This is a genomic window from Thermosporothrix sp. COM3, assembly GCF_059696735.1.
In genome coordinates, this window is the sequence record NZ_AP019376.1 from 6,777,398 (window position 1) to 6,798,887 (window position 21,490).

Consider the following 21,490-nt stretch of genomic DNA (forward strand, 5'->3'; position numbering starts at 1 on the left):
TGGAGTGCATAGCACATAAAGAGAGCGTTTCTCTTGTATTCCTTTGTTGACTATACAAGTAAGAAGCGTCGAACCGGGTAGAGCACCCCCGGCCCGGAGGGTGCTCTATTCTTCTTTCTGGGTCTGAAGCTCGCTTTCCGCTTTATCTCGGTGTAGCAGTTTTTGAATCTCCTCAAACATCGTTTCTACATCGGCGAAAGAGCGATAGACACTGGCGAAACGAATATAGGCGATTTTGTCCAGACCTCGTAAGCGCTCCATGACCAGCTCTCCAATAACGCTGCTTGGGATCTCCTGTTTGCCCAGGCGGTCAAGTTTCTGTTCGATCTCTTCGATCGCTTTTTCAATATCCCCCGCGGGGAGGGGGCGTTTCTCACAGGCTTTGCGAACACCAGCTGCGAGTTTCTGGCGGTCAAACGTTTCCCGACGTTGATCGCGCTTGATCACCATCAGCGGGACCTTCTCCACACGCTCATAGGTGCTGAAGCGTCCCTTACACTGTTCACATTCACGTCTGCGATGAATTGCATCCCCAATGTCACGTGAGTCTTTGACGCGTGACTCTGTGCCTCCACAGTAAGGACATTTCATCCCTATGTCCTCCAATGCTGTTTTCTGAACTAACAGGGATATTCTATCACACTCAGGTGCAGTGGAGGCACAGGAGAGAAGGATATAGGATCACACGGTTACGGAAGAAGAGAGTTTTAAGCGGTCCAGTTTGGTGGATCGGCTTCTGCTGACTGTTTGTTGTAGGCCTGTCTGCTGGAAACCGGGATGCACTTTTCCTATATACCCTGAGCGCAGGCGAGAGCCCTCGCGCCAGTATGCGTACCAGTACGGTCCATGCCCCTGACCATTCTTACAGGTACTACAAGATGACTTACCACATTTTCTGTATTGGAGCTGGTATGTAATATGCTGATCACTTGGAATTTCACGCATAAACCACTGAACCCTTCCACTAACTTGAGAAGATAGTGCATGTTAGAGATACTGTTAGTATCATAACATTAATGAATGAATATTGTATGAAGTTGTGCTATGTTAATATGAATCAATATTCATTTGCCCAGAAGAGCGGTTTTGGAAGAATGGCTTCTAGAAATAAGTGAGATCTGGAAGAGCTTAGAAAAGCTATTGGTTACACTTTTTTCAGATCTGAGAAATGATGGAGAAGATAGGAGGAAAAAGAGAAAGAGAGCGGTTTCGATGGAAAAAAGTGTGTCGGCTTTGTTTTGCAATGCACAAACTATGTGAAACATTGTTACTGCTTGTTACAGACAAGGGCGGAAATAATGAGGGGCATTGTCTGGACGAAAGGGGAACGACGCGGGAACATGGACGGGTAGGGTTCCTCCTTGTGTTAGACATCCACGCGCCTGAGAGGGTATAATAAAAGAACATACTTCCTTTTCGGCCAGTTGCAGTGGCTCGACGAAGGGCTACTGAGGAATGAAAAGAATGGAAAGAGAAGTGCATATGGAAATTAATATCGAAGGCCGACAGTTACCTGTAACTCCGCAACTCCGACAACAGGTGGAACGCAAGGTCCGACGCCTTGCCCGTTTGGTGGGCGATAACGCCCGGGTAGAAGTGATTGTAGGTGAGGAACAGACTCGCAGCAGCAAGGACCGCTATACCGTACAGATTAGCCTGCCGGGCAGCTCCCACGCCATTCGTAGCAAGGTCAGCGCTCTCAATACCAGTGCTGCGCTTGATCTTGTGCTGGATAAAATTGAGGCGCAATTGGGGAAGCAGAAGGGGCGTCAGACGGCGAAGCGCCATAAAGGTGCGCCAATGAAACGGCTGGCACTCTCACGAAGTGGACAGCTTTCAGCGATTGAAGCGGGCAATGAAAGGGAGGAAACAAGCGTCGGCGAGCAGGAGAATGAACAGATCTGGTCGCGAATCAAAGAGATTCGCCGCTTGCCGACAAGGCCGATGAACGATCAGGAAGTAATTGCTGAGATGGAACGGACAGGGGCCACCTACTTCCCGTTTTATAACCAGGAAACCGATAGTGTGAATGTTATGTATCGTCTCGATGATGAAGGATACGGGTTGCTTGTCCCGGCGCTAGAAGAAGTATAAGAGGACATCATCCGTTTTTAGCTCCCCCGCAGGCACGCGGGGGAGTTTTTTCGTGCCGTTTTTCATCTAACGGTTACAGCGTGATCTCAAAATGCCACGGGCGGGTAGGAGGGTCCTCAAACTGCCCCAGTGGCTCAGCGGCACGAATGGTCAGTGTACTGGTATTCTGATTCGGCAGCGGACGAAAGCGGGCACTTCCCTGATACACCGCGTTGCTAGGGCTGCTGGCAAGATCGGGCCGAGCAAGGATCATACCGCCGCGGTCGCCATGCCATTGCGCTCCGGTATTATCGCGCAGGAAGAAGATAATACGCGGAACAAAGGAAAAGCCAGCGCTAAAGGGCGGCCTGATCCAGAGAAAGTGGAGCTCAAAGTATGTCTGATACAACTGCAAGCGATGGAGGATCAGCGTCATCCCCTGTTGCTTCTGTTCCTGTTCCAGAAGAAGTGTGCGTTGAGGAGTTTCAATTGTTGGATGCGCTGCTTGTGCCTCATCTGGTGGGCGTGGAGCGGCTACCACAATTGGCGGACGTGAAGCCAGCTCCAGCGCCTTTGTTGAAAAAGGTGTTGGATCATTCAGAATATCAGTGCATAGATGGATGCATTCATCACAGATGTAAGCTGCTCCTGGGCCTGCCACCATACGACGAACCTCTGATGTGTGGCGGCCACAGAACGAGCAGCGGGCTTGAGTCCGATCAGTGCTCATAGCGCCATCCTTACAGGGAAACCCATTTGCTATTTTTTATACGCACTCAGAGCTGTTAGGGCTGCACTATGTAATCCGAGACGCTCAAGTATATACGCATGTGCCTCCCACTCTAGTTTATCATCTAGAGGTGTAAGAATGTCAGATGGTTTTAGCGAATTTTCTGTTTTCTTTTCGGCTGCCAGAGCGACTGTTCCATTCTGATGTAGCCCTTGAGCTGCGTGATCCGCGGTTTCAGACGGCTCTGTTTGCCCTGCCATAGCTAAAAGGTACTCTTCCCCATATTTGCGTTTGAGCGCCAGATAGATGAGATGATCGGCAAAGTGAGGGTTCTTTGGTAGCAGGGAACCGTGCAGATAGGTACCATAGGCATTGCGATAGATCGCGCCCTCGGTTCGATCTTCCGCATTGTTGCCCGAGCCTTTGAGTACCTTTCCCAAAGGCTTGGCCGTTCCCAGATAGGTGCGTCCGCCGTGGTTTTCAAAGCCTACAAGCGTTGAGCCATTCCAGCTCAGGGCGATATTGCCGATACAGCGTGGAGAACGCGGTCCCTTGTGAATGGTCCAGGCATCAAAGACACCCAGGCCTCGCATATCCGGACCCTCCGCCGGACGATAATAGTGGGCAAGAAGCTGATAGCCCCCACAGACTGCCAGGACGGGCATATCATCTTCAATGGCTGCCCATAGACCAATGGCTTTAAGCTCATAGAGATCCTGAGCGACCGGCGCCTGCTCCTTATCCTGCCCGCCACCAATGAAGAGCATGTCGTACTCATCAGGAGCGAGAGCGTCACCGATGCCCAGACCAACGGCACGAAACTGGATGCCGCGCATCTGGCAGCGATATTGAAGCGTCATAATATTGCCGCGATCGCCATAGAGATTGAGCTGATCGGGGTAGAGATGACCCAATGTTAACGTGAGAGGTCTGACGAAATCGTGCGTCATCCGTCTCTTCCTTCCCAGTAGCGAGAGGTCAGGCCTCGCTCTTCTAACTCATGATGTAATTCTAGCAAACCTGTGTACGTTGGAACAATAAACAGCGTTTCACCAGTGGGTGTTTGTTCAAGGGCCAGGTCGAGTGCCTGCTTCAGGCCATAGAGATGAGTCGCGGTCTCAATGGTGATCGGCGTGGCGGTCTTCTTCTTGCGGCGTGCGCTGTTGCCTCTCTCTTCGCGTTGCAGGCGTAGTGGCGTCGAAGGGATAATCGCCATCTCGGCTTCTGGAACGCCCGCGTACTTGAGTCGTAGCCCGAGATCGCGTGCTCTGGTGCCGGACAGGACCAGCGATGAGGTATGCTCTACCACCCGTTCAAAATCAACATCCCAGATCCATGAGACATCCTGCCCATCAGCGATTTTGTCGTTCAGCACAAAGAGGACATGGCGTTTCTCTTGATCGGCGAAGAGTGTCCGAAGGACCTCGTTAAAGCCGGTCGGGTTTTTTGCAAGCAGGAGGCGAATGGTTTTACCATCAGCCTGAATACGCTCGCCGCGCCCGAAGACAGGCTTGGATTGCCCGATACCATTTTCGATTGGCTCCCAGTCAATACCAAGTGTGCGTGCGACAGCGATAGCAGCCAGCGCATTATAAATGTTATAGAGGCCGGGAAGCGGCACGATCAGGGTATGTTCTTCACCGTGGGCCTGCACACGAATGCGATAGCGGTCAAAGCCCTCTGTTTGAACCTCTACTGCGCTGATCTGTGGCTGCGCGCGTTCCTGCCCGCAGTTTGGACAGCGATAGTGTCCGAGGTGGCTGTAAATGCGCACTGCATACTCATACTCGTGGCCGCATTGAGAGCAGGTTCGCGTATCGATTACCTGATGATTCTGTTCACCTGTCTGCTCAGATTGGAGATTGAGAGCCGTATCATTGATACCGAAATAAACAATCTGTCCCTTGAATGAGTTGCCTAACTGCGCAATAGTGGGATCATCGGCATTGAGCACAAGGATGGTCTCGGGAGAGAGGTGTTCAAGCGCTTTCTGCCAGTTGGTGAGCACTGTATCAACCTCACCATAGCGGTCGAGCTGATCCCGGAAGAGATTGTTGAACACAATGATGCGTGGCGAAATTTCATTGAGCGCTTGAGGAATGGTGGCCTCATCAACTTCAAAGACGGAGATTGCCTGACCTGAGCGGCGTAAGCGGCCGGTCGGGCGTGCTCGGATGACCAGAGAGCTGGCAATGCCGCGCATCAGATTTGAACCCTCGCGGTTTCTCCAGACACGCAGGCCCGCATCGCGTAGGATAGAGGAAACAAAATTGCTGGTGGTCGTCTTCCCATTTGTACCGGTGATCATCAGACTGCCATATGCGAGTTGCGCAGCCAGATAACTGACCACCCCGGGATACATACGTTGTGCGACCACACCGGGGACGCTGGTACCCCCACCCAGATGCAGGCGTCGACTGATTGCCCCAAAGGCACGACCCGCGGTCACAGCCAGAGCTGCCCTCAAGGGATTATGCTTTCGCTTCTGTCGTGAGTGTCTCACTTTCTCCTTCACTGGACGAATGGAAGGAGCAGTGCTAGCTTCAGGATGCTTTTGCTCCTGCTCTATATGTCGTCGAGACGAACGATATTTCCGCATGTTGCTTCTCCGAGCCTGCGCACTTTCTACTATTACGTACAATCGAATGCAGCATAGCATGCAAGCTCGATGGGGGTCAAGAGAGGGAGAGAGAATAGCTGTGCTTCGCGGTAATACAGCAGCAATCGCGGCTTCAGGATAGGAGAAAATAGCTACTTGTCATATGTGCTACTCTATCCTTAACTCACGGTACTGGACAGTAGCTACTTGTCAAACTATGCTATTCTATGCTTTGGGAATATTCACCATGTAAAAGCGAGTTTCGCAAGAAGGAAGATAGTGTGAACGGTCTATGGTATCGGAACTTGTAAATAACGAAGGTCAGGAATTAGGTCGATGGCAAAGAAACTTGTGATCGTAGAATCGCCAGCGAAAGCGAAGACAATCGAAAAATTTCTCGGTCGAGGCTTTGAGGTACGAGCCTCTATGGGCCATATCGTCGATTTGCCGAAGAAAGGTTTAGGTGTTAACACTCGAAAAGATTTCGCGCCCAAGTACGAGGTAATCGAGAATAAGGATAAACTCATCAATGAATTGAAGGCGGCCTCTAGCAAGGCAGATGAAGTCTATCTTGCTCCTGACCCTGACCGTGAGGGTGAATTTATCGCATGGTCTTTGAAGAACGTTCTGGGTTTGAATAACCCCCACCGTGCAGTCTTCCACGAGATAACGAAGCGTGCTGTGCAGGATGCGATTGCTCATCCCCGGCTGATTAACGAAGACCTCTTTAATGCTCAGCAGGCCCGGCGGGTGCTGGATCGGCTGGTCGGATATAAGATCAGTCCGTTGTTGTGGCGGCGGATCCAATCAGGGACAAGTGCGGGCCGTGTGCAATCTGTGGCACTCCGGCTGATCTGTGATCGTGAGGCTGAAATTCAGGCATTTGTTCCTGAGGAATACTGGAGCATCACGGCGACGCTGAGCAAACAGCAGCAAGCGGAACGCTTTGATGCTGTCCTGATCTCGCGTGTTAAAGACATGGGAACCCCCGGCGATGAAAGTGGGGAAGATGGTGAGGGTGATGCCACTCCCGGAAAGGGAACCCGGAAAGGCAGGATCAAGATCTCTTCAAAAGAGGAGGCGGATGCTGTCCTTGCCGAGTTGCAGGGCGCAACCTATACCGTTCTCAAGTATGAAGAGCGGGAGCAGCGCCGACAGCCGTACCTGCCATATACAACCAGTACGATGCAGCAGGATGCCTCGGTCCGGCTCTACTTTAAACCAAAGAAAACTATGAGCGTTGCGCAGCAGCTCTATGAGGGTATTGAGCTCGGCGAACGCGGCCATCAGGGCTTGATTACCTATATGCGTACCGATTCAACGCGCATCTCAGAAGAAGCTCAGAAGATGGTCAAAGACTTTATTCACGACGAGTTTGGTCAGGAGTATGTTGGACCCGGGCGCACTGGTAAGGCAAAAGCGACCACACAGGATGCGCACGAAGCGATCCGCCCAACGGACGTGTCCCTGACGCCCCAGAGTGTGAAAGCATATCTAACAAACGATCAGTTCAAGCTCTATGATCTGATCTGGAAACGCTTCGTTGCAAGCTTTATGGCTCCCGCCGTCTTTGATACGGTGCGGGTTGATATTCAGGCGCAGCAATATGTCTTCCGGGCCAATGGCTCAAACCTGAAATTCCCGGGTTTCTATCGGGTCTGGCCTCGTGAAGAGGACGAAAAATTGCTGCCGAAAATGGCGGTCAATGAGACGCTGGATATGCATAAGCTGAAGCCCGAACAGCACTTTACACAGCCGCCTCCACGCTATACTGAGGCGAGCCTGATTAAAGAGCTGGAGGAGCGTGGTATTGGTCGGCCAAGTACCTATGTGCCGATCATCTCCACCATTCAGGATCGCGGCTATGTCGAGCAGGAACAGCGACGCTTTATGCCAACCTGGCTCGGTATTACCGTCAATGAGGTGATGAATAAGCACTTTCCGGATATCGTTGATACCGGCTTTACGGCTGAGATGGAGCACAAGCTTGACGAGGTCGAAGAGGGCCGCCGCGCCTGGACCGAGTTTCTGCGTGATTTCTATGAAGGCTTTAAGGTGACAATGGAGAAAGCAGAAGCCGAGATGGATCGCGTGCAGAAACCGGTCGAGGAACTGGACGAAAAGTGCCCGGAGTGCGGGCGCAATCTGGTTATCAGAACCGGACGCTTTGGTCGCTTTATCTCCTGCTCTGGCTTCCCGGAGTGCCGGTATGGCCGCTCGTTTGTAAATAAGACTGGTGCGCATTGCCCACGCTGTGGCGGTGATCTGGTCGAACGGAAGACGCGTACCAAGAAACGTATCTTCTATGGGTGTAACAACTATCCTGCCTGCGATTTCGCTATCTGGGAGAAGCCAGTTCCAGAGCTCTGCCCGAACTGTGGTGGCCTGATGGTCCTGCCAAAGGGAGCGCAGAAACCGGTCTGCTATCAGGAAGTGATTGTCCCGCAGCAGGGTGAGCAAGAAGCACCCGTGCAGGAAGGCGAAACATCGACCAAAAAGCGGCGCTCGACCAGCAGGAAGGCGACGGCGAAAGAAAATGGCGATGCATCAAAGGCCAGCAAGACGCGCAAGAAAGCGACTACAAAGGCCAGCAGCACGGCCAAGAGGACAAAAGCGAGTGCCGCGAAAAGCGGAACGGCAACTCGTAAGAAAACAACGACTGCAAAAAGTAAATCATAGTTGCTGTACAAACTTTCGTGAATGGAGAGTATTCCGCTCGCTAAGTGGATACTCTCCATTTTTGTTGCTTCTGGCTGCTACAATACGGGAACAGGGACAACAGGAGTGTCCCCACTTTCACAAGGAAGGAAGCAGAGCGATCCCAGGCAATGGACAACGAGAAGAACGTGTTATGCCGTTGCCTCATCTTATGTGATATAATCACGGATAAGGTGAAGCCTCCTCTTTACCAACGGAAGGCTATGAGTATCAGGAGGCAGTTTTTTTGGAGGATAATGCATGTCCATACCGCACGCAGTGACGCTCATCCCCGGTGATGGGACGGGTCCAGAGATCACAGAGGCCACGCGGCGCGTGCTGGAAGCCACCGGGGTTCAGTTCAGGTGGGAAGTGTGTCAGGCGGGAGCGGTAACGCTGGAGAAGCAAGGTACAGTCCTGCCAGATGAGGTTATTGAGTCGATCAAAAGAACGAAAGTAGGTTTGAAAGGACCGATCACGACCCCGATGGGACGAGGCCAACGCAGTGCCAATGTGACCTTGAGAAAACGACTTGATTTGTATGCGAATCTCCGGCCCGCTAAGACCTATCCCGGCTTGCGTTCTCGTTATGAAAATATCGATCTGGTAATCGTGCGAGAAAACACCGAGGATCTGTATGCCGGTATCGAATTTCAAAGAGGCACCCACGAACATGAAGCCCTGCTTGAAACGATTGCCCGTACCACGGGTCACCAGTTAGACCAGGACTCCGCTTTAAGCATCAAGTATATCTCAGCTGCCGCCACCCGTCGTATCGTCCGGTTCGCTTTCGATTATGCCCGCACCCATGATCGTCGCAAGGTAACGATTGTGCATAAGGCCAATATCATGCGCATGTCTGATGGCCTGTTTCTCTCGCTTGCCCATGAGGTCGCGAAGGAGTACCCTGATATCCAGCATGAGGATCGGATTGTTGATAATATGTGCATGCAACTGGTGCAGAAGCCGGAACAATATGATGTTCTGGTATTACCGAACCTCTATGGCGATATTATTTCCGATCTCTCGGCAGGTCTGATAGGCGGACTCGGTGTGGCCCCTGGTGCGAATATTGGCAGTCAATACGCCGTTTTTGAACCGGTACATGGCAGCGCACCGAAGTATGCGGGTCAGAACAAGGTTAATCCAATGGCGATGATGTTTTCGGGTGTGATGATGTTGCGCCATCTGGGCGAAAAGGAGGCGGCGCTTCGGCTGGAAAAAGCCATGATGCAGGTAATCGGTGAGGGTAAATATGTGACGTATGATCTGAAGCCACGTCCTGATGATCCAACCGCTGTCGGCACCTCGCAAGTCGCGGATGCTGTCATAGAGCGGCTTCGGCGGCTCTAGCTTGCACGCACTGCCGTTGTTTCTCTCTGCCCGACACAAAAGAAGAGGGAATATCGAAAGAGGGAACGACTTCGATGAGCCGTCCCCTCTTGTGATGCCTGGACATAGATCTGTGTCGTCTTTCTATTAACGCTGGTCGAAGCCGGGCTTGCGCCATCTGTGACGGGCCTGAATATAGCGGACCGTGCCAGAGCGGGAACGCATCATGATCGAAGATGTACGAGCGCCCCAGCCATGATACTGTACGCCATCAAGCAGCTCACCGCTGGAAATACCGGTTGCTGCAAAACAGACTTCATCACCGCTGACCAGATCATCTGTGCGGAAAACCTGATCAAGATCAACACCATCAGCCTTGAGCTTCTCGCGCTCCTGTTCGTTGCGCGGCCAGATCTTACACTGGATCTCTCCGCCAAGACATTTCAGGGCTGCGGCTGCCAGAACTGCTTCAGGAGCACCACCGATACCGAGCAGCATATCAACACCGCGATAATCTTCCATAGCGGCCTGAATGGCTGCGGCAACGTCTCCATCGCCGATCAGGCGGATACGTGCCCCCACTTCACGCACCTGGCGAATGATTTCCTGGTGGCGTGGGCGATCCAGAATGACAACGGTCAAATCGTCAATGCGGGCATCGCGAGCACGAGCGATACGGTCGAGGTTGACCGCGATCGGAGCATTGATGTCAATGACGTTGCGCCCTGCCGGGCCGACAGCAATTTTTTCCATGTAGTAGACTCCCGGAGGCGCAGAATACATGGTGCCTCGCTCAGAGGTAGCAACAACGGCCAGTGAGCCCGGGAGACCGAGTGAGAGCAGGCGTGTGCCATCAACGGGGTCAACGGCTACGTCAACCTCGGGACCGTTTCCGTTGCCTACCTGCTCCCCGATATAGAGCATGGGGGCTTCGTCTTTCTCTCCCTCACCAATAACAACAACACCATTCATATCAACGCCATCGAGAGCGTTGCGCATGGCATCGACGGCAGCCTGATCGACCATCTCTTTATTTCCCTTACCCATCCAGCGCCCGGCGCTCAGGGCGGCAGCCTCCGTTACCCGTACTAGCTCCATTGCTAGATTACGCTCTCGCGTTCCTGATGGTGCAAAACGTTCTTCCAAGGTTATTCCTCCTTATTTATAACTCGACATAATGGGGGTTTGTGCGACAATGCTCTGCAATAATGATTGAACGCACCCTCTCGACGGCTTTGTCAAGGTGCCCCTGTCGATTCTCTACAATATAATCATAGTGTATTTGTTGTGCCAGTTCTTTCCTGGCGTCCGTCAGGCGTCTTTGTACCTGTTCCTCAGTTTCTGTTTGTCGGTTGGTCAATCGGTACACAAGCTCTTCGAGCGAACCGGGAACGAGGAAAATAAAGATAGCGCCAGGGACTTTGCGACGCACCGTGGCAGCACCCTGTACATCAATCTTTAAGAGCACATCGCGCCCATTGCGTAAGTTCTCTTTAATCGGCTGAATGGGCTGCCCATACCAGTTCCCGTGTACGTTGGCATATTCGAGCAATTCGTCATTTTCCACCATACGTTCAAATGTTTCGTTCGAGACAAAGTAGTATGGATTACCCTCGCTCTCGCCAACGCGTGGAGCCCGTGTCGTTACCGAGGCAACAACATGAAAGCCCATCCCCTGATCTTTCAGGGCCTTAATCACAGTGTCTTTCCCTGTTCCTGAGGGAGCGGAGAGGACGAAAAGGAGTCCCTGTTTTAATGGTGGCACAAGGGAGCTATGCTCCCGTGGCTGAAGCAGTGTATCGCCTGTTTCGAGTCGCATATATTCTTCCTGGTGTTCATTAAATATGAGGATTCGCTGTTTCATCCCATAGCATGGACGGCCAGCCGTTCAAAGGATGATGTACGAATAGATGCCACTTTGTTATACTGTTGTGCGTCACCGCTATGTTCGCGGGAGTACAAAAGAGGTCCCGGCATGGTGAACCATGCGGGGCCAACCTGCATCATTATTGTACATTGTACAACACGAATGGCATTCCGGGAAAGGTTATTGTTCTGCTTATTCGTGTTCACTCTGGTGATGATCGGTGTTGAGTTGACCGGACCCGGTCTAGATTGGAAAGGTTTTATGCAGGTAGATGCGATAACTCTGGCAGCAGTCGCCAATGAATGGCAGAAGCTGCTTCAGAATGCCCGAATAGATACTATTATTCAACCGACAGAGCACGCGATAGCCATGCAATGCTATGTTCCTGCATACCAGGAAGGGGGTGGTAAGAACCGCTGGATCTATCTCTCTGCCCATCCGCAGCTTTCTCGTGTGCATATTACAGCATTGAAGCCGCCCCGTATCACCAGCGAGCCGCCACCATTTGTGATGCTGCTGCGCAAGCATCTGGAAGGGGCTCGTATTGAGTCCATTGAGCAGCCCCGTTGGGAGCGCACGATTGAGATTATCGCTGGCTATAAGGGGGAAGGTGAGGCAAGAACTCGTTTTCGCCTGATCGTTGAGGTCATGGGCCGGGTCAGCAACATTATCCTTTGTGATGAAAATGAGATGATTCTTGGCTCTCTCAAGCGTGTTGGCGCCGAGATCAACCGCTATCGAGTGATTGCTCCTAATGTTGCCTATATGCCGCCGCCTCCACAGCAGCGCACGCTTGCCGGACAAACGCTGCCGAAGCTTGATCCTGCCAGCGTGACAGCGGCTCAACTGGCAATCTGTGCCTCGGAGGAACCCGATCCCGTGCAGGAGAGTGGGAAAAAGGGGAAGAAGGGAAAGAAAGATCAGGGCAAGCCGACACTGGCACAATTGCTGACTCGCCATGTGCAGGGATGGAGTCCGCTGTTAGCCCGTGAGACGGTGTTTCGGGCTACGGAGCAGGTGGATACACCAGTAGAGGCGGCCGACGAGAATATCTGGGAGGAATTGGCCTGGAATGTGCGCGACCTGGCCGCTTTGCCCGAAACAAAGCGCTGGCAGCCACAGCTTGTCGTTCGGAAAGCAAAGCCAGGTGAGGAGGAACAGCCGCTCGCCTTCGCGCCTTATGCCCTGGAACAATATGCGCTGAGCCAGGATGTTGAGGTGCATGAGTCGCCCTCGATCAATGGAATTCTGGATGATTACTTCGCCCGGGCGGAATGGCGTGATGCGATTGATGCCCTGCGTGCGCCAATGCGTAAGGTCCTGCAAACGCAGCGTGATCGCTGTATCCGTAAGGCGGATCTGCTTCAACGGGAGATGTCGGTCTCAGAAGAGGCGGAACGCGATCGGCTGTATGGTCAATTGTTGCTGGCCTATCAACATGAAATCCAACAGGGGCAGCAACAAGTAGAGCTTGAGAATTACTTTGAGGGCAGCGGCGATACCATTCCGGTGGTCACGATCCCGCTTGATCCGCGCTTCGACGCGGTGGGCAACGCGAATCGCTACTTCACCAAATACCATAAGTTGCAGCGTGCGCTTGAATTGTTGCCAGAGCAGATTGAGCAAAATAACGCTGAACTGGCGACAATTGAGCAGTTGCTAACCGACCTGGCGCTTGCGGAGACGCCAGCAGAAATTGAACTGGTGAAAGCCGAGATTCAGGCGGCCGGGTACATGAAAGGCAAGCGATTGCCTGAGAAGAAAGCCCAGAAAAAAGGGAAAGGTGGCAAGCAGACAAAGAAGGGAACGCTTCCCGGTGGTGGTGTGCCGATGCATGTCCAGAGCGATGATGGCTTTATCATTCTGATTGGAAAGAATAGCCGCCAGAACGAGGAGGTTACGTTCCATCAGGCAACCGGAAATGATATCTGGCTGCATGCGCGTGGTGTGCCGGGGGCGCATGTCATTATCAAGACGGCGGGGCGTGAGGTCTCGCGCCGGGCTATCGATCAGGCGGCGAGTCTGGCCGCGTATTACAGTCAGGCTCGTGGTAGTACCACCGTGCCGGTTGACTATACGTTGCAGCGTCACGTGCGCCATATGAAAGGGGGGGGCCCGGGTATGGTCATTTACGAGCGTGAACGGACGCTCTATGCATCTCCAGAGGAGGCCACCGCGCTTCTCAATCGTTAGCTGCGTTCTCGTGAAGAGCCAATGCCCATTTCTTCGCGATACTTGGTGACGGTACGGCGGGCCATTGGAATCCCGCGTGCTGTCATCAGGCGGGCAAGCTCTTCATCGCTGAAGCGCTTACGGGGGTCTTCGGCCTCGATCAATTCGCGGAGCACGTCTTTAATGCCAAGTGATACGTCAAAGAAGTCTGAGAGCGGCATCAATTTCCCGTTGGGGAGGAGCGCGTACTTGTTCGCTGTCGCCCGGCTCACGGTGCCCTCGTCCAGACTCAGCCGGGTGGCAACCTCGGCTCGGGTCAGCGGGCGCAGATAGCGAATGCCTTTCTCAAAGAAATCGCGTTGATAGTTGACAACCAGCTCCATAACCCGGCGCAGGGTGCGCCAGCGGCGGTGGACACAATCGACAAAGAAGCGGGCACGGTCGCTGTGCTGGTGAATATAGCGCTGATACTCTCCCTGATCGTAGGCTTTCAGCTCGGGATCAGTATAGTAGGCGCTGACCGAGAAGCGGTACCGTTTCTCTTCGATTAGCTCAATCTCAAAGCCATTTTCGCCTTTGCGGATAATCACATCAGGGCGGATATAGGTGGTGCCGCTATTGATGCCGCTCTCGGGCATATAGGTATAGGCAGGATAGGGATAGAGCGAGCCGCGAATAAAGGCGCAAGCATCGCGTACCTCCTGTTCACTGACTTTGAGCTTGCGGGCAATGTCCTGAAACTGGTTTTTGCCAATTTGGGGCAGAAAGCGATCAATCAACGTATGGGCCAGGGGGTGGGGGGTCTGAAGCTCGCTGAGGACTTTCAGTTGAAGCATCAAGCATTCTCGGAGGTCGCGGGCTCCAATGCCGATTGGCTCAAGGCTTTGAAGCTGGCTCAGCACGTACATCACGCGCTCTGTAGGCACATTCAGCAGCGTCGCGATTTCCTCAACGCTGCATTCAAGATAGCCACGTTCGTTGAGGTTTCCTACCAGTTGTTCGGCGATGGGGGTATCAGCCGGGGGGACCAGCGCCTCAAGCTGTCGGTAAAGTGTTTCCTGTAACGAATCGATCGTCGGGATATGAGCCAGCGGGTCATACTCGTCGTCACTATCGGTTGTGATAAAGCCGTAGTTGTCGATATCGCTCAGGGTTTGCTGCTCAGCAAGCCAGTATGGTTCGGCTGGATTTCTGAGCGAGGCAAGCTGCTCGGCGGTGAGGCGGGAAGAGGCAGCAAAATGTCCACAGTTCGAGCATATCTGCCCGTAGAGGGATGAGCCACAAAATAAACAGATCTTCTGCTCGACGACATCGAGAGCAGGATTATCTGTTTGTTCCTGATGAACAGCTCTTTCCAGCTCGTCAGACGACAGATGCAGAATCGTGCTGGACGTAATTAATCTGGCACTGACGCGAACTACCTGTTCTGGTCTGGGCGTTGGTTCCAGGCGCATACTCTCCCCCTACTCCCCACTTATCAACTTCCCTTAAATCCAACCAAAGTTTACTAATGCCGAATGAGCGGCCTCTTGTTCGGCTGTTTGCTTGTTCCGGCCCTGACCACGCCCGGCGACGCGCTCTCCTAGCAGGACTTCAACCGTGAACTCACGATTATGCGATGGCCCCTCCTGACTGACGAGTCGATAGGAAGGGGTGATGCCCTCTCGAGCCTGTGCCAGTTCCTGAAAGAGCGACTTGTTGTCCTTAAAGGCGCGTTTCTTGACGATCTCATGGGCGATCGGTTCCAGGCGTGGTAGTAAAAAGCGCTGTGTTGCTTCCAGGCCTTGATCAAGATAGAGCGCACCGAGGATCGCTTCAAACGCAGAGGCCATAACGCGCTGTCCACCGCCACTATTCTGTTCGCCTTTGCCCATCAACATATAGTTGTTGAGCTGGATTTCGCGGGCAAATTTGGCGAGGGTCTCGGTGCGAACAAGAATGGCGCGAACGTCGGTCAGTTCTCCCTCGGCAAGTTGAGGGAAGGTGCGATACAGAAAGTCCGCACTGATTAAGGCCAGAATGGAATCTCCCAGAAATTCCAGGCGCTCATTTGAACACTTTCCCGCCCCGGCGGCCTCGTAGATATAGGATCGATGTGTCAGGGCCATTGTTAAAAGGGAGGGATCACGAAAATGGACTCCTAAAATTGCTTCTAATTCCTCGTGCATTATTTAACCTCTAGCAACACTTGAGCCTCGTTGTCTACCTGCTCTCCTACTTCGCCGATTCGCCAGAAGGTAACATCCGGAGCGATTGCGGCGAGTTTCGGCCATACCTCGGGATCAATTGCGGCGAAAAGACCCCCCGACGTTTGCGGATCCCAGAACAGGATACGCTGATCCTCAGACACGTTTGCGGCGAAACGAACGCGCTGTGCAAGATACTCTTCATTGCGACCAGCGCCGCCGGGAATACATCCCAGTTCCACATAGTGGAGCGCTCCGGGAAGCAGAGGCAGGGCGTCAACTGAAAAGCGCATCGTTACTTTGCTCTGGACTGCCATTTCCCAGGCATGACCAAGCAGGCCGAAACCGGTGATATCGGTGACGGCATGAACCGCGTTGCCAGCAGCAACCAGCGCTTCGCTTGCTCGTCGGTTTAGTTGCATCATTGACTGGATCGCGGCATGCAAATCGGCTTCCTGTACTTGATCACGTTTATGTGCGGTTGTGATCAGCCCTGTTCCTAGCGGTTTGCTCAGGATCAACAGATCACCCGATCGCGCTCCCCCTTTCGTGAGGATGTGATCTGGATGAACCGTGCCGGTAACGGAAAGGCCGTATTTAGGCTCTCGATCAGTAACAGTATGCCCACCAGCGATGACTGCTCCTGCCTGTGCAACGATATCAGAGCCACCCCGCAGGATCTCGGTCAATATCGCGGCATCAAGATTGTCGGGCCAGGCCACCAGGTTTAAGGCCATAAGAACCTGGCCGCCCATTGCATAGATATCGCTCAGTGCATTGGCGGCAGCGATAGCGCCGAACGCGTAAGGATCATCAACGACCGGCGGAAAGAAGTCGGCTGTGCTGATGACTGCCTGGTGCTCATTTACGCGATAGACAGCTGCATCATCGATGGAATGAAGTCCGACTAGCAACTCTGGCGGCGCTGACATGTGTGTGAGTGGACGCAAAACTTGCGCCAGGGCCCCTGGGCCCATTTTAGAAGCTCAACCAGCACAACTGGCCAGAGATGTCAGGCGAACTTGCTTACCTGTATTCATGTGAATACCCTTGAAAAAATTTTCCTCTGTACTGATGTATAGTTGACATTGTAACTCTTTTTGGAGCGGATCGCAATGTACTTTTTTTTAATGCTGAAGAAAAATAGAATCTTTTGTATAATTTGGGTGAAAGAAAACGTTTTTCTGGCAGGAAGCGTATTACTACCATAGGTCGTTTCTTGTTGCGGAAAGGATGGATTCTATGCAGGATGTGGGACGCTGTATCGCTGTCTATCCAGAGGCCAGAAAAATCATGCTCGGGAGACAGGGCCGCCTTTTGTTGAGTACAGTGGTGCCGCCGCTGGTATTAAGCGCTCTCGGGATATGGAAGCGCGGGAGCCGTGTCGGGAGTAAAATCGGGAATATAGGGGTGTTGGTTGTCTGGCTGATTCTGGGAATCTGGGGGGTGTTGATACTGCCCTGGGTCATCTTTCTCATTGTGCGTAAACCAATAGTACAGGTGAATGAGCAGGGAATATCCTACCGGATGCCGCCTTTTTTCAGCCCCTTCATCTCAACCCTTGCGCTTCCCTGGGAGCAGATTGCGGCCCTCTACGTGGAGCGAGCCGGACAGGGAGATGAGCATATGCTTTGCGTGCTCCCGCGCGATGTTGATGCTTTCCTTGAGGGCGTGCACTGGCTGAATTTGCCGCTGATGTCACTTTGCCTCACCGGGTTTGGTGCTCCGGTTGCGATTCCGGCAGGGTTGCTACCCTTGACGGTTGAGGAACTGCACGCACAGATATGCCATCAATTTCAGGAGCAGTTTGAGCGTTATGCTATTAGTGCACATGAGCTTCGGATGTTTCCGTCTATAGAGCCAGTGGAGACCCCGGGAATAGATGCTTCTCTGGGATCGTTTTGAGGAGTGAAGACTTCCTTTTAGGTTTCTGTTATCCTCCTCTTGATGAGCTATGAACCCTGGACGGGTGTCGGAAGATATGATACTCTAACGCAAGAGGATTTGAGGAAGCCAGGCAATCGCGTGCCGAAGAGGCGCGAGGAAAGTCCGAACTCCATAGAGCAGGGTGCTGGCTAACGGCCAGTGGGGGTGACCCTAAGGAAAGTGCAACAGAAACATACCGCCTGCCTGTGCAGGTAAGGGTGAAATGGTGAGGTAAGAGCTCACCGGCAACCAGGTGACTGGTTGGCCGTGCAAACCCCACCCGGAGCAAGACCGAGCAAGGGGATAGCCGGTTTACGGCTAGCGAGTTGCTCGCTCGTAAACCCCTGGGTTGGTCGCTTGAGGCGTCAGGTAACTGGCGTCCCAGATAGATGATTGCCACCCGTGTCGTCGAGAGGCGGTGCGGGCACAGAATTCGGCTTATGGCTTCTCTCAACTCCGGCCAAAAGGAAAAAGCTGAAGAGGTGCAGGCATCTCGCCTGTCTCTTCAGCCTTTTTTATGGGAAACAGCACACATTGCTTCTGTGCTGAGAGTATCCTTGGTTAGCGACTTAAACGATTGTGCTCGATAAGCCAGCGAATGAAATTCAGACGGCGGCTTTCCTGCACCATTTCGCGATATTCTATTTGCTCTCCAACATGGTTCTTCATGTGAATGAGCCGTGAAGCCTCAACTTCAGTGAAACCAAGCGAAAGAAGATGCTGGTAATCTTTTTCTTCGATGAAAGGACGCTCTGGCATAAGATGACTCCCTTTGTGAATGAAGACGGCCTACAGGGACTGTACCAGTTTGATGCTTCACTTGTACGTATTACGTATAAGAACCCCCGGACGATACAAGCTGAAGGAATGAGGGAAGAAGCATTGTGTTCTATTTGCTATAACTTCGATCGGGGGAAGAAAAATTTCGTTGCTTCAAACGAATTTTTTCTTGTGTCAGAGTATATCATATTTCTATATGTTATGACGATAGTGCCGGGGAGAAATTCAAATGAAAGCAGGAAATATGGGGACGGGCCGCTAGCAACCTATCAGCCCGTCTGTAGTGGGATTGAAAGCGTTCTATGTAATGTTATGGATTGCTCTGTTGTTGTCCGGCTGCGAAAATACGAAGCATTCGCGCTGTGGCATCTGCTGCGAGCGTGGCCGCATTTCGCATTGATTGTTCCAGTGTCATGGGTCCCGTCGGCAAGACGGTGATCCCATCGAGGCCATGAGCGTAGAGGGTATGATAATCCTCCCCCAGTCCTCCCGCTACAACAAAAACAGGGATATGGTACTTTTTTGCTGCTCGGGCAACGGCGCTGACGCTTTTCCCATATGCTGTTTGTCCATCAAGACGGCCTTCAGCGGTAATCAGGAGATGAGCTGTGCTGACCTGCTGTTCCAGTTGTACGGCTTCAAGAACAATCGCAGCGCCGGGGCGGCTGGTTGCATGAAGAAATGCAAAAAGACCGGCTCCTAGTCCTCCTGCTGCGCCTGCGCCGGGGATATCAGCGACCGCACAATGAAGATCGCGCTCGATAACGCGGGCATAATTGGCAAGGGCTGCGTCGAGTTGGGTGACCATCTCAGGGGTTGCTCCTTTTTGCGGACCATAGACCGCAGAAGCGCCGGTCGGCCCACAAAGCGGGTTGGTAACATCGCAGGCAACCTCAAATGTACATTCTTGCAGCCGTGTATCGAAGTGTTCAAGCGAAATATGGGCAAGCCTGGCGAGGGCTGCCCCTCCTCGTTCCAGCTCGTGGCCCCTGGTATCGGTCAGTGATGCTCCTAACGCTTGCGCCATACCCGCGCCTCCGTCGTTGGTTGCACTCCCACCAACCCCGATGATGAAATGACGACAGCCATGATCGAGAGCGGCTCGGATCAGCTCGCCCACGCCATATGTGGTGGTAATGCGCGGGTCGCGTTTCTCAGGGGGAACGAGCGGGAGCCCGGAACTGGCGGCCATCTCGATAACCGCTGTGGTGCCGTCTCCCAGAATGCCATAGAATGCCTGTACTGGTGTATTGAGTGGCCCGGTAACGGTATGATAGTGGAGACTTCCATGCGTTGCATCTACCAGAGCTTGCACGGTGCCTTCGCCACCATCGGCGATCGGAATCACCTGAATATCAGCGTCCGGGTATACCATACGTGCTCCCTCGGCAATAGCCTGACCAACCTCGGTCGCGGTGAGACTGCCCTTGAGTGCTTGCGGAGCGATAAGGATGCGCATTACATCTCTCCCTGCCTTTCTGCATATAAAAGAGTGCTGGTCTTCGGTATTATATCATGCAGAAATGCGCTCCTCGTTTCGTGATTTGCAAGTTCGAGAAGATTCCATTATAGTTAGCTGTGAAGATAAATCGTATCAGTCTTTTATTTGCGGAGTTATCAAACGTGGGCGAACAAACAATGCGCTGGTCGTGGAGTCCGGCTGCACTGATCACGCTTGTACTGCTGGCGGTGCTCTATGGCTGGACTGTATGGAGCGCGTGGAAACAGGATATAAAGGATGAGCGCGGGGAGAAACCGCTGCAATGGTATCATCTGGCGGCTTTTGGTGTCGCGCTGGTTCTGGCTTTTCTTATCTTCTTCTCGCCTGTAAACGCGGGTGGGCAGCAGTATTTTGTCCTGCATGCTGTGCAGCTCGTGGGGTTGACGACGGTATGTGTGCCGCTGATGATGTTTGCCTGGCCTGTTGCGGTTTCCCGGCGATTGCTTGGTTTGCCGGGGATTCGAGATATCCTTGAGATGTTGTCAGCGCCCTTGTTGAGCTCGCTGGCCTTCAACTTTGCCTTTATCATCTGGCATATTCCGGTGTTGTATGCGCAGGTGGTTAAAGATACCAATCTCTATCATCTACAGTTGCTCTGTATTTTTGTGCTGGCCTTCCTGAGTTGGGGACCGTTATGTGCTGCGTGGAGAGGAACGCGCCATATGCGTTACCCGACGCAGATGCTCTATGCGTTTCTGGATGGGCAGCCGATGGACTGGCTGGCCTTTGCGCTGCTGATTACCACGTCCCCGCTCTATTCCTCATATCTCTTCCCCTCATTGCTTGGCATACCAAATTTTTCAGATCAGGCGGCGGGTGCGCTGGTCCTGCTGTGCCCGGGAATCGTTGATCTGGTTATTCTATCGGTTATCTTCTTCCGTTGGATGATGCAGATTGAGCAGCGGACACGGGCAAAGGATCAGGAGCGCGTGCAAGAGGAAGAGGAGTACGAGATAGAGTACGAGGTGATTGAAAAACAGTAGTTCAGGAGGCGCTCAGGTCTTACCAGTGACAGGAGAGCTGAAGCGCCGCCTGTAATCGTCGTTCATACTCTTTTCGTGGAATCTCGGTAACTCCCAGCGATTGCAGGTGTGGTGTCAGGAACTGGGTATCATGGAGTACAAAGCCTTGTCGTTTGAGATGTTCTACCAACGCAACCAGACAGACTTTTGATGCATCAGTCGCATGGGAGAACATGCTTTCGCCCATGAACGCGCCTCCTAGCGTGACACCGTAGAGGCCACCGACCAGCGTACCATCTTTCCATGCTTCGACACTATGTGCCAGCCCGAGCCGATGCAGCAGCGTATAGGTTTGGATAAAGGCTTCGTTAATCCATGTTTCCTCGCGCATCGCGCAGCAACGCATGACCTGCGTGAAGGCGGTATCACTTCGAATCTCATAAATTCCCTTGCGAATTGTGGCGCGTAGAGAGCGCGAAACATGCAGGTTCTCATGCTCAAGAATGGCTCTTGGGTCGGGTGCATACCACTGAATCCGGCCATCTTCGTCGGCCATTGGGAAGATACCCTGCGCATACGCGGCGATGGTCAGTTGTGGATCAAGTGGTTCTGGTTGAAGGTGTGTCTTTCGGTCCATGAAATGGCTGTGTATATCCTTTACCAAT

At 52.8% G+C, this 21,490-nt stretch carries 19 protein-coding genes and 1 other RNA gene; 7 read left to right on the plus strand and 13 right to left on the minus strand.

Annotation, left to right across the window (positions count from 1 at the left end; genetic code table 11):
- Positions 1-105: 105 nt before the first annotated feature.
- The gene (gene nrdR, locus KTH_RS28985; protein ID WP_111320648.1) at positions 106-591 is read right to left on the minus strand and encodes a transcriptional regulator NrdR; all 486 of its coding nucleotides are present in this window, start codon (positions 589-591) and stop codon (positions 106-108) included.
- 90 nt (positions 592-681) lie between these two features.
- Positions 682-945, minus strand: a complete 264-nt coding sequence (locus KTH_RS28990; protein ID WP_371859985.1) for a DUF6788 family protein — start codon at positions 943-945, stop codon at positions 682-684.
- 537 nt (positions 946-1,482) lie between these two features.
- Between KTH_RS28990 and hpf the strand changes: the two genes are divergently transcribed.
- Positions 1,483-2,094 carry a ribosome hibernation-promoting factor, HPF/YfiA family gene (gene hpf, locus KTH_RS28995; protein ID WP_497622349.1) on the plus strand — a complete coding sequence of 204 codons (612 nt, stop codon included), beginning with the start codon at positions 1,483-1,485 and terminating at the stop codon, positions 2,092-2,094.
- A 73-nt stretch (positions 2,095-2,167) separates the two neighbouring features.
- Here hpf and KTH_RS29000 read toward each other — a convergent pair whose 3' ends face one another.
- Genes KTH_RS29000 through KTH_RS29010 form a run of 3 tightly spaced genes read right to left on the minus strand, consistent with a single transcriptional unit; the run spans position 2,168 to position 5,252 of the window.
- On the minus strand, positions 2,168-2,803 hold the full coding sequence (locus tag KTH_RS29000; RefSeq protein WP_497622351.1) for a ClpX C4-type zinc finger protein: 636 nt from the start codon (positions 2,801-2,803) through the stop codon (positions 2,168-2,170).
- Between the two features lie 29 nt (positions 2,804-2,832).
- Positions 2,833-3,753 (minus strand): type 1 glutamine amidotransferase, encoded by a 921-nt coding sequence (locus KTH_RS29005; RefSeq protein ID WP_111320654.1) that lies wholly within the window; start codon positions 3,751-3,753, stop codon positions 2,833-2,835.
- Complete coding sequence (locus tag KTH_RS29010) at positions 3,750-5,252, minus strand: Mur ligase family protein (RefSeq protein ID WP_211326073.1); 1,503 nt, start codon at positions 5,250-5,252, stop codon at positions 3,750-3,752. Before KTH_RS29010 ends, KTH_RS29005 begins: the two co-directional genes overlap by 4 nt.
- A gap of 486 nt (positions 5,253-5,738) precedes the next feature.
- Between KTH_RS29010 and topA the strand changes: the two genes are divergently transcribed.
- Complete coding sequence (gene topA, locus KTH_RS29015; RefSeq protein ID WP_111320656.1) at positions 5,739-8,081, plus strand: type I DNA topoisomerase; 2,343 nt, start codon at positions 5,739-5,741, stop codon at positions 8,079-8,081.
- Between the two features lie 285 nt (positions 8,082-8,366).
- Positions 8,367-9,452 (plus strand): isocitrate/isopropylmalate family dehydrogenase, encoded by a 1,086-nt coding sequence (locus tag KTH_RS29020; protein WP_174843931.1) that lies wholly within the window; start codon positions 8,367-8,369, stop codon positions 9,450-9,452.
- A gap of 126 nt (positions 9,453-9,578) precedes the next feature.
- Here KTH_RS29020 and glpX read toward each other — a convergent pair whose 3' ends face one another.
- Complete coding sequence (gene glpX, locus KTH_RS29025; protein ID WP_281278970.1) at positions 9,579-10,577, minus strand: class II fructose-bisphosphatase; 999 nt, start codon at positions 10,575-10,577, stop codon at positions 9,579-9,581.
- Between the two features lie 16 nt (positions 10,578-10,593).
- Complete coding sequence (gmk, locus tag KTH_RS29030) at positions 10,594-11,250, minus strand: guanylate kinase (RefSeq protein WP_111320707.1); 657 nt, start codon at positions 11,248-11,250, stop codon at positions 10,594-10,596.
- A 156-nt stretch (positions 11,251-11,406) separates the two neighbouring features.
- Here gmk and KTH_RS29035 point away from each other — a divergent pair, with 156 nt between their 5' ends.
- A complete protein-coding gene (locus tag KTH_RS29035) occupies positions 11,407-13,491 on the plus strand; it encodes an Rqc2 family fibronectin-binding protein (protein WP_170142450.1) in 2,085 nt (694 codons plus the stop codon).
- Here the strand turns inward: KTH_RS29035 and rpoN are convergent.
- From rpoN to selD, 3 genes are read right to left on the minus strand one after another with little or no spacing between them, the layout of a single operon-like run.
- Positions 13,488-14,924 carry an RNA polymerase factor sigma-54 gene (gene rpoN / locus KTH_RS29040; RefSeq protein ID WP_111320662.1) on the minus strand — a complete coding sequence of 479 codons (1,437 nt, stop codon included), beginning with the start codon at positions 14,922-14,924 and terminating at the stop codon, positions 13,488-13,490. The genes KTH_RS29035 and rpoN overlap by 4 nt on opposite strands.
- Before the next feature lie 33 nt (positions 14,925-14,957).
- Positions 14,958-15,638, minus strand: a complete 681-nt coding sequence (gene rnc / locus KTH_RS29045) for a ribonuclease III (protein ID WP_111320664.1) — start codon at positions 15,636-15,638, stop codon at positions 14,958-14,960.
- Positions 15,638-16,696: a selenide, water dikinase SelD gene (gene selD, locus KTH_RS29050; protein WP_111320666.1), complete on the minus strand. Its 1,059-nt coding sequence runs from the start codon at positions 16,694-16,696 to the stop codon at positions 15,638-15,640. Before selD ends, rnc begins: the two co-directional genes overlap by 1 nt.
- A 202-nt stretch (positions 16,697-16,898) precedes the next feature.
- On the opposite strand from selD, the gene KTH_RS29055 reads away from it, so the two are divergent.
- Together KTH_RS29055 and rnpB are read left to right on the plus strand one after the other, a co-directional pair.
- Positions 16,899-17,561, plus strand: a complete 663-nt coding sequence (locus tag KTH_RS29055; protein ID WP_497622356.1) for a hypothetical protein — start codon at positions 16,899-16,901, stop codon at positions 17,559-17,561.
- Positions 17,562-17,661: 100 nt separating this feature from the next.
- An RNA gene (gene rnpB / locus KTH_RS29060) (RNase P RNA component class A) lies at positions 17,662-18,039 on the plus strand.
- A 104-nt stretch (positions 18,040-18,143) separates the two neighbouring features.
- On the opposite strand, the gene KTH_RS29065 is transcribed toward rnpB, so the two are convergent.
- Both KTH_RS29065 and KTH_RS29070 read right to left on the minus strand, forming a co-directional pair.
- Positions 18,144-18,341 (minus strand): hypothetical protein, encoded by a 198-nt coding sequence (locus KTH_RS29065; protein ID WP_111320670.1) that lies wholly within the window; start codon positions 18,339-18,341, stop codon positions 18,144-18,146.
- Between the two features lie 331 nt (positions 18,342-18,672).
- Positions 18,673-19,821 carry a glycerate kinase gene (locus KTH_RS29070; protein ID WP_497622358.1) on the minus strand — a complete coding sequence of 383 codons (1,149 nt, stop codon included), beginning with the start codon at positions 19,819-19,821 and terminating at the stop codon, positions 18,673-18,675.
- Positions 19,822-19,985: 164 nt separating this feature from the next.
- Here KTH_RS29070 and KTH_RS29075 point away from each other — a divergent pair, with 164 nt between their 5' ends.
- On the plus strand, positions 19,986-20,846 hold the full coding sequence (locus KTH_RS29075; protein WP_497622360.1) for a cytochrome c oxidase assembly protein: 861 nt from the start codon (positions 19,986-19,988) through the stop codon (positions 20,844-20,846).
- 19 nt (positions 20,847-20,865) lie between these two features.
- Here KTH_RS29075 and aat read toward each other — a convergent pair whose 3' ends face one another.
- Positions 20,866-21,462: a leucyl/phenylalanyl-tRNA--protein transferase gene (aat, locus tag KTH_RS29080; RefSeq protein WP_497622361.1), complete on the minus strand. Its 597-nt coding sequence runs from the start codon at positions 21,460-21,462 to the stop codon at positions 20,866-20,868.
- Positions 21,463-21,490 lie beyond the last annotated feature (28 nt).

Coding starts and splice junctions, on each gene's coding strand:
- nrdR (WP_111320648.1), bottom strand. CDS start 591: ATGAAATGTCCTTACTGTGGAGGCACAGAGTCACGCGTCAAAGACTCA.
- KTH_RS28990 (WP_371859985.1), bottom strand. CDS start 945: ATGCGTGAAATTCCAAGTGATCAGCATATTACATACCAGCTCCAATAC.
- hpf (WP_497622349.1), top strand. CDS start 1,483: ATGGAAATTAATATCGAAGGCCGACAGTTACCTGTAACTCCGCAACTC.
- KTH_RS29000 (WP_497622351.1), bottom strand. CDS start 2,803: ATGAGCACTGATCGGACTCAAGCCCGCTGCTCGTTCTGTGGCCGCCAC.
- KTH_RS29005 (WP_111320654.1), bottom strand. CDS start 3,753: ATGACGCACGATTTCGTCAGACCTCTCACGTTAACATTGGGTCATCTC.
- topA (WP_111320656.1), top strand. CDS start 5,739: ATGGCAAAGAAACTTGTGATCGTAGAATCGCCAGCGAAAGCGAAGACA.
- gmk (WP_111320707.1), bottom strand. CDS start 11,250: ATGCGACTCGAAACAGGCGATACACTGCTTCAGCCACGGGAGCATAGC.
- KTH_RS29035 (WP_170142450.1), top strand. CDS start 11,407: ATGGTGAACCATGCGGGGCCAACCTGCATCATTATTGTACATTGTACA.
- rpoN (WP_111320662.1), bottom strand. CDS start 14,924: ATGCGCCTGGAACCAACGCCCAGACCAGAACAGGTAGTTCGCGTCAGT.
- rnc (WP_111320664.1), bottom strand. CDS start 15,638: ATGCACGAGGAATTAGAAGCAATTTTAGGAGTCCATTTTCGTGATCCC.
- KTH_RS29055 (WP_497622356.1), top strand. CDS start 16,899: ATGCAGGATGTGGGACGCTGTATCGCTGTCTATCCAGAGGCCAGAAAA.
- KTH_RS29065 (WP_111320670.1), bottom strand. CDS start 18,341: ATGCCAGAGCGTCCTTTCATCGAAGAAAAAGATTACCAGCATCTTCTT.
- KTH_RS29070 (WP_497622358.1), bottom strand. CDS start 19,821: ATGCGCATCCTTATCGCTCCGCAAGCACTCAAGGGCAGTCTCACCGCG.
- aat (WP_497622361.1), bottom strand. CDS start 21,462: ATGGACCGAAAGACACACCTTCAACCAGAACCACTTGATCCACAACTG.